At 46.5% G+C, this 7413-nt stretch carries 6 protein-coding genes and 1 pseudogene; 1 reads left to right on the forward strand and 6 read right to left on the reverse strand.

From position 1 onward, the window contains the following. Window positions 1-137: 137 nt before the first annotated feature. The 6 genes from ADU24_RS19845 to ADU24_RS19870 all read right to left on the reverse strand — a co-directional run bounded on the left by ADU24_RS19845 (window position 138) and on the right by ADU24_RS19870 (window position 6832). Window positions 138-1589 carry a S41 family peptidase gene (locus ADU24_RS19845; protein WP_053368259.1) on the reverse strand — a complete coding sequence of 484 codons (1452 nt, stop codon included), beginning with the start codon at window positions 1587-1589 and terminating at the stop codon, window positions 138-140. A 457-nt stretch (window positions 1590-2046) separates the two neighbouring features. Then, on the reverse strand, window positions 2047-3387 hold the full coding sequence (locus tag ADU24_RS19850) for a murein hydrolase activator EnvC family protein (protein WP_053368260.1): 1341 nt from the start codon (window positions 3385-3387) through the stop codon (window positions 2047-2049). A gap of 169 nt (window positions 3388-3556) precedes the next feature. Beyond that, the gene (gene ftsX / locus ADU24_RS19855) at window positions 3557-4441 is read right to left on the reverse strand and encodes a permease-like cell division protein FtsX (protein WP_053368261.1); all 885 of its coding nucleotides are present in this window, start codon (window positions 4439-4441) and stop codon (window positions 3557-3559) included. Then, a complete protein-coding gene (gene ftsE / locus ADU24_RS19860; protein ID WP_053368262.1) occupies window positions 4431-5117 on the reverse strand; it encodes a cell division ATP-binding protein FtsE in 687 nt (228 codons plus the stop codon). Before ftsE ends, ftsX begins: the two co-directional genes overlap by 11 nt. 491 nt (window positions 5118-5608) lie before the next feature. Continuing rightward, a complete protein-coding gene (gene cccB, locus ADU24_RS19865; RefSeq protein ID WP_053368263.1) occupies window positions 5609-5914 on the reverse strand; it encodes a cytochrome c551 in 306 nt (101 codons plus the stop codon). A gap of 51 nt (window positions 5915-5965) precedes the next feature. Beyond that, window positions 5966-6832, reverse strand: a complete 867-nt coding sequence (locus ADU24_RS19870) for a YitT family protein (RefSeq protein WP_053368264.1) — start codon at window positions 6830-6832, stop codon at window positions 5966-5968. 395 nt (window positions 6833-7227) lie between these two features. On the opposite strand from ADU24_RS19870, the pseudogene ADU24_RS23420 reads away from it, so the two are divergent. Continuing rightward, window positions 7228-7413 (forward strand): annotated as a pseudogene (locus ADU24_RS23420) (hypothetical protein); the annotation flags it as partial.

The raw sequence follows: 7413 nt of genomic DNA on the forward strand, positions 1-7413 counted from the left end.
ATGAAACAAGAAAATTCTGGCGGTGCCAGTTCGCATTTTTAATGCACTTTTTGGCATTTTTTCCACTTCAAAAAAACAGGGCAGGGATTTTTCTCCCCGCCCAAGTCCACCCTATACCCTTACATCAAGCACACAACCTATTTTGCCAACAGCCGTAGCGCCGTCCGCAGCTGAAGGTCGTTTTTGTCCTTCTTCGTCTCCGCCACCCTCGCTTCATCAAGCGCCATGGCTGTCTTCCCGTCAATTTTTCCAGTCGGCTGCAACCCGGCCTGCTGCTGGAACGCCTTCACCGACCGCACAGTCCCCGTACTAAAATAACCATCCGTCCGCCCAGGCGTATACCCTAGCCCCTCAAGGATGACTTGGGCGTTCTTCACCTGCTCATTGTTCATATCCGCCTCAAGCGCGCCATCCACCTGGATTGGATGCGTCCCAAAAATACTAGGCTGCGCAACTTCCACATCAGGCTTAATACCTTTCCGGTGAATCCAATTCCCGTCAGGCGTCAGCCATTTGAAAAGCGTCAGCTTAATATTACTGCCATCACCCATCGGCATTGCCTGCTGCACCGTCCCTTTGCCAAACGTCTTCTCTCCGACAAGCGGGTACCCTTTTGCCTCAGCAAGCGCCCCGGCAAGAATTTCCGATGCAGAAGCACTTCCTTTATCAACCAGAACCGCCACAGGATACGGCTTCCCCTTCTTCAGTGTTGAAAAATATTTTTCACGCTTCCCATTCCGCTTCTCAATCTGGACAAACGGCTTATCGCCTTCAACAAATTCCTGAAGGATTTTCTCCACACTTAAAAGCAAACCACCCGGATTGCCGCGCACATCGATTGCAAGCCCGGTAATCCCATTCTCCTCGAGCGCCTTCAGCTGCTTATTAAAATCCTTCGCAGTATCCTCGGCAAATGAAGAAATCTCGATTACACCGATCCGCTTCCCATTCACCATCTTCACCTTTGAAAAAACCGTCTCAATCGGGATTTGGTCGCGTTTTACCTCAACCGTCATCGGCTCCTTTACATTCTTCCGTTCAACCTCAAGACGCACAATCGTCCCCTTCTTACCGCGAATTTTCACGGTCACCTGAATTAAATCAAGTCCTTCAACACTTTTGCCGTCTACCTTAAGAATCCGGTCATGCGGCTTCAACCCCGCCTTTTCAGCCGGAGAATTTTTAAAAGGCGACACGATCACGATTTTGCCGTCCTCCATCCCAATCTCCGCCCCAATTCCCTCAAACGACGATTCCAAGGATTCATTGAATTGCCGTGCCGTCTCCTTGTCCATATAAACCGAATAAGGATCATCAAGCGAAGCCAGCATCCCCTGAATCGCACCCTCAACAAGCTCCTCGCGCTCCACTTTCTCCACATACTGGCTCACAATCAACTCGTACGCCTGGTCCACCTTATCAAGCAGCACCGAATCCGTCGGCCGTTCCTTCCCCTTCTTCGGAACAGCTGCCGCATCAACAGCAAACCCCTCGGCCCGCGACTCCGCCCACTTCATCCCGGCAAACGTCCCTCCGGACCCCGCCGCGAGCGCACCCGCCACCAACAGCGCCATCCACTTCCGCCTCATGCCCTCACTCCCAACATCCCACGCCATTTTTGTAAAAAAGCACCGCCATACAAGCGATGCCCGTTACTATACATATATGCCGGCCTGGACGAGTTATGATTAAGCTGCTTTTGGAAAAATGGGCCCATGCCATCTGGCACTCCTTCACTCAAAGCCCTGCACACACCACCTATGCCACAGGCACGCACTTCATTAGAAAAGCCTGCACACAACTGCCCTGCCTTCATTCAGTGCATCGCAAACACCTTTTTCTTTTTCGGCAAAAAAGGAAATATGGCGGCTTATAACCGAAAACACGAAAAAAGGACTAGTTTCCCTGATTCACAAAAAGGAAATAAATAGAATGAAGGCCCGGCTTCCGACATCATGATTGACAAAAGCCGGGTGCAAAAAAAGAGCGGGGAAGCCATACTTCCTCCGCTCTTTACCCTTGCATAATGGAATTGTCAGTGCGTGCTTAGCGCGGCACGCCATACGCAAACGGATTGACTGCGTTTGATTTGCTGTCATTCCATTCGCCTTTGTGAAGTTCAAAATGAAGATGTTTCCCTGTCGAATGGCCGGTATTTCCCATATAGCCAAGGAATTGTCCTTTAGAGACAACCGCTCCATCCTCGACCCCGCGCATATCCATATGAGCATAGACGGTTGTATACGTTTGTCCATCAATATAGTGGGCAACGAAAACGACATTGCCATAGCTGCTTGAATAATAGGACTTTATAACAACTCCGCTTGCCGCGGCGACAACAGGGACATTCGATGCCCTGTTTGCCCAGTCAACGCCATAGTGGAACGTTCCCCAGCGGGCGCCAAATCCAGATGTATTGACACCAGTCGTCGGCTTCATGAATTTTCCAGACGTAACCGGAGGGGCTTCCACTGGTGCAGAAGGAGATTCATGTGAAACTCCCCCGCCGCTATTCGCCTTTTGGGCTGCTGCTCGCGCAGCTGCAGCACGTGCGGCAGCGGCACGGGCTTCAGCTTCACGGCGTGCGCGTTCAGCTTCCTGTGCAATCCGGTCTTTTTCAAGCTGGATGGCCTTTGCCATTGCAGCTTCCTGGGCTTTCAGGATTTTATTTTTCTCCTGCAGCTCCATTTTATGGTCATGCTCTTCCTCTTCCTGTTTCACTAGCTCTTTCATCAGCTTGTCCTTTGCGGCACGCTGTGAGCTGAGTTGCTTGTTCATCGTTTCAAGTTCGGCGAGCATCTGTTGAAGCTTTGCAAGGTCTCTCTCAACTTTTTGCTTTTTTTGCTCAAGTTCTTCCATATCAGCCTTGTGCTGTTCCAGGATGTCCTTGTCCGCCTCCATAATTGTCGCAACCGCGGTTGCCCGGTCGACGAAATCACTGAAGCTTGTCGCACCCATTAAAACATCCATGTAGCTGACCATTCCGCCATTTTCCTGGAAGTTACGGGCGCGGTCCTTAAGAAGCTCATTCCGCTTCGCAATCCGCTCCTCGAGAACCTTGATTTCCCCCTGGAGCTTTTTAATTTCCATTTGTGTTTCATTGATATCCTGTGTTTTTTCACGAATCTTCTTGTTTGTATCGCTAATTGCGGTGTCCAGCCTCTCGATTTCCGCATTGACTTTTTGCTGCTCGGACTGGAGCTTTTTGATTTTCTCGTCCGCTTCATTGATATGCGAGTTCACTTCTGAGCGGTTTTTCTGAATTTCTGTTTTCTGATTTTCCAAGTTCGATAGTTTTGAAGCTTCTGTGTGAATGATCGAACCCCCAAATATACTCCCTATGCCTACCACGATGGACGCGGCAAGCGCCATGGCTGATCTTCTCAATTCCCGATTTCTCCTTTCCACTGCAACCCATGTACAGGTAAATCGTCTCTATTTTTGGTACCCTCTGTCCTGTAAGCCTGCGTTCGAAATTCTTGAAACTTTGTTCCGTAAGCTGCGGTCTATATTCCTGAACCTTGTTTCCGTAATCCTGCCTAAAAAAACAACTATTTTAAATCCTAAGAAACTTCCTGACCGACATCATGCTTCCCCAAATTCCAATAAACGCACCCATTAGGATAAGCAGTCCTGATACCTGGTACATGAATGGGTCAAACGGAAGGATTTGAATAAAATGGCCTTCAAGCAATGGATCGATATAACTGTAAGCCTGATAGTACGCCATTGAAATCAGGACGACTGGGACGGCCGATCCGAGAATCCCCAGCCACAACCCTTCAAGGAAGAATGGCCAGCGGATGAAGGCATTTGTTGCCCCTACCAATCTCATAATCTGGATTTCTCTTCTTCTTGCAATAATCGTTATTTTAATTGTGTTTGAAATGAGGAACACGGCCGTGAAGAATAGCCCGGCTATCAGCGCGAGGCCGACATTCCGGCTCGCGGCGATGAATTTGAACAGCCTTTCAACGCTCTCCTGCCCGTATTGCACTTTATAGGCAAAATCCATTCTCTTGATTTTTTCCGCGGCCCTCATCGTATCTTCAGGATTTTTCGTTTTGACGATCAATACATCGTTCAAAGGATTGTCCTGCTCAAAAAGTTTGTACGATTCACCAAGATTTTTGATTAAAATCTGCAGTTCCTCTTCCTTTGATGAGTATCTAATACTGCCGACTTCCGGAAGTGCCTCAATTTTTTTCCTCAATGCTGCCTGTTGGTCCTTATTGGCGGTAGTATCGATGTGTACGCGAATTTCCACGTCCTCCTCGATGGTCTCCGCCACCTTGTTAAGATTCATCATAATAATGAAAAAGACACCGACAAGAATGAGCGTGACAGTGACCGCGCCGACTGACGCGAACGTCATCCACCCGTTCCTTCCAATGCTTTTCAAGCTTTCGCGTGTATGGCGTCCCAGGGTTCTAAGCTTCATAGCCGTAGTCCCCCTTTAGCTCATCACGGACAATTCTGCCTTCTTCTATCGCAATGACACGGTGCCTGATTGTATTGACGATTTCCCGGTTATGGGTCGCCATGACAATCGTCGTGCCGCGCGTGTTGATTTCCTCGAATATTTTCATGATTTCCCATGATGTATCCGGGTCCAGGTTCCCGGTCGGCTCATCTGCAATCACAACTTTTGGGGAGTTGACGATCGAGCGGGCGATTGACACACGCTGCTGTTCGCCGCCTGAAAGTTCATTCGGCATCATCCTGGCTTTATGTTTAAGGTTGACGAGGTCGAGCACCTCCATAACCCTTTTCTTAATGTACTTTGGATGTTCTTCAATTACCTCGAGCGCAAAGGCGACATTTTCATAAACCGTCTTCATTGGAAGCAGCTTGAAATCCTGAAAGACCACTCCAAGATTGCGCCGGAAAATTGGTACCCTTTTCGATTTAAGCTTTGCGATATTTACACCATTTATAAGGATTGTCCCGGATGTAGGTACTTCCTCGCGGTACATCATTTTAATGAACGTTGACTTCCCGGCCCCGCTCGGCCCAACCACGTAAACGAACTCTCCCTGGTTGATCCGGACTTCAATGCCGCTTACAGCCGTAACGCCATTCGGATACTTTTTATAAACATTTTGCATTTCTATCATGGAAACAATCACCTAATTTGTTTTGTCGACAACTACTTGCTTGTTGACTGATCTAGTTGGACACTATTCTCGCATTTTTGACAAAAAACCAATGTGTTTAATAACCCAAACCCATTATAACACTGAAAACTCGTAAAAAAAGGGGTTCAAATATTACAGTTTCTTTTCAAGTGCGTCGAAATATGGCAAATATACCCTCTATTGGCGAATATATCATTAATTACTCTCTTTGAAAATAGTAAAATAAATTGCTAATTATTGGTGGTATGCAAGGCGAGGAGGCTTTTGCAGGAAAAAAGTTTTTCTTCAATATCTTTTCATTACGAAGTCTTTATTGCAAACTTGTTTCAAAATTTTTTATTAAAAGAAACGATGACTATAAATATTCGAATTTTCAGTTAAATAGGAACTGCTGTTTAATAGGCCGAGCCAAGTGAATCTTTATTTTAATATAAAAAACGCCCCGCCAATTGACAGGACGCTTTCTATCATTATTTTTTCTCGGCAAGCCACTCGGCAACCTTGGATGCTTCCTCACCTTTATATAGGCCACTAGGCATGCCGCCTTTTCCTTCTTCAATGATTTTCTGAATTTCATCTTTGGAAAGCGCAGCCCCGATTTTGCTTAAATCCGGACCAGTTCCGCCTTTCAGGTCACCGCCATGGCAACCTGAACATTTCTGGTTATAAAGCTTTTCAGGATTTACTTCTGAAGCGGAATCCTTGTCTCCGCCGCCTCCGCATGCAGCCATTACCATTGATGCCCCCATGAGCAAGGCAAGTAGTTTTTTATTCATCCAAATAACCCCTTTAGCAAAGTTATTAAACCATACATAATTATACCAATACTAGTCCCGTTTGAAACCCTCTCCAAGAACCTCCGCCGCATCCATTACAATCACAAATGCTGACGGATCAATGCTTTTGACCAATTGTTTCAACTTTGTGAACTCTGTTTGGTCGACGACGCACATAATGACGGGCTTCTCGGAATCAGTAAAACCGCCATGTGCCGATAATCTCGTTACACCACGGTTAATCTTATTCAGGATTCCTTCCTGGACTTCAGCTTGTTTATCGGTAATAATCATTGCCATTTTTGAACGGCCGAAACCAACCTGGACAAGATCGATTGTTTTGCTTGTCACATACAGGCCAATCAATGCATACAGTCCCCGTTCAATATCAAATACAATCGCAGCGGACAGCACAATCAAGCCATCAATCAACGCCACGCAGCGGCCAAGTGTAAGCCCTGTATATTTATTAATGATTTGCGCTGCCAGATCGGTGCCGCCAGTTGAAGCCCTCCCTCGAAAAACAATTCCAAGGCCAAGCCCTACCCCCACTCCACCAAATAGCGCACCCAGGAGCGGATCATTCGTCCACGGCTCAAGATGCCCGGAGGCAAGGACAACAAACGGAAGGAAAATCGTCCCGACTAGCGTTTTAATGCCAAAATTCCTGCCAAGCAAAATGACCCCCGCTATAAATAACGGGATATTAAGCGACCACTGTACATATGCCGGCTCCCAGCCAAGTACCGCATCCAGAATCGTTGAAATCCCGCTAACCCCGCCTGAGGCAATCCTGTTTGGCAGCAGGAATAAATTAAACGATAGCGCGACAATAGCGGATCCAATCAGGATATAAATATATTCAAGCACCTTTTCAGCACGCGTTTCAACAAGCGAGGCCTTTTTGCGTTTTCCCAAGAGGACGCACTCCTTCTCGTTATTCGATTTATCCACATTTCTTAGGCGTTGTGATTTGAAAAAATATCACTGATGGAAGATTCGTTTTATGAAAAATATACCCATACCAAAGCAAGAGTATAGCATTCACCTGGAGACCACGCAAATTTACATAAAAATATTTCACCATACCTGTGGATAAGGTTAGACGTTTTTCAGCAAAAACCTGTTGATAATCCGTATCTTCGCCTCTCCTTCAAGACTTTTTGTGAATAACTTTAGAAAGAGGGATTGAACTGTTGTGGATAAGGCGGTTATCCACTGTTTTTTGTTGATAAATCAGCAGATTTCCACATTTATCTCCAGGCTTTGAAGGTGAAAAATTTGTGGTATACTGACAAAAAGGAGGTGAAAAGATGGAAGAATTATTAAGAGAGTTTATGGGAAAAATCGATAATCAGTTCGAATTAATGGGCAAGCAGTTTGAACAAATGGAAAAACGGTTCGATGGAATGGACCAGCGGTTTGATGGAGTTGATCAGCGGCTCGACGGTATTGACCAACGGTTTGATGGAATTGATCAACGGCTCGACGGTATTGAC

The organism is Bacillus sp. FJAT-27245, assembly GCF_001273955.1.
Lineage (GTDB): Bacteria > Bacillota > Bacilli > Bacillales > Cytobacillaceae > Bacillus_D.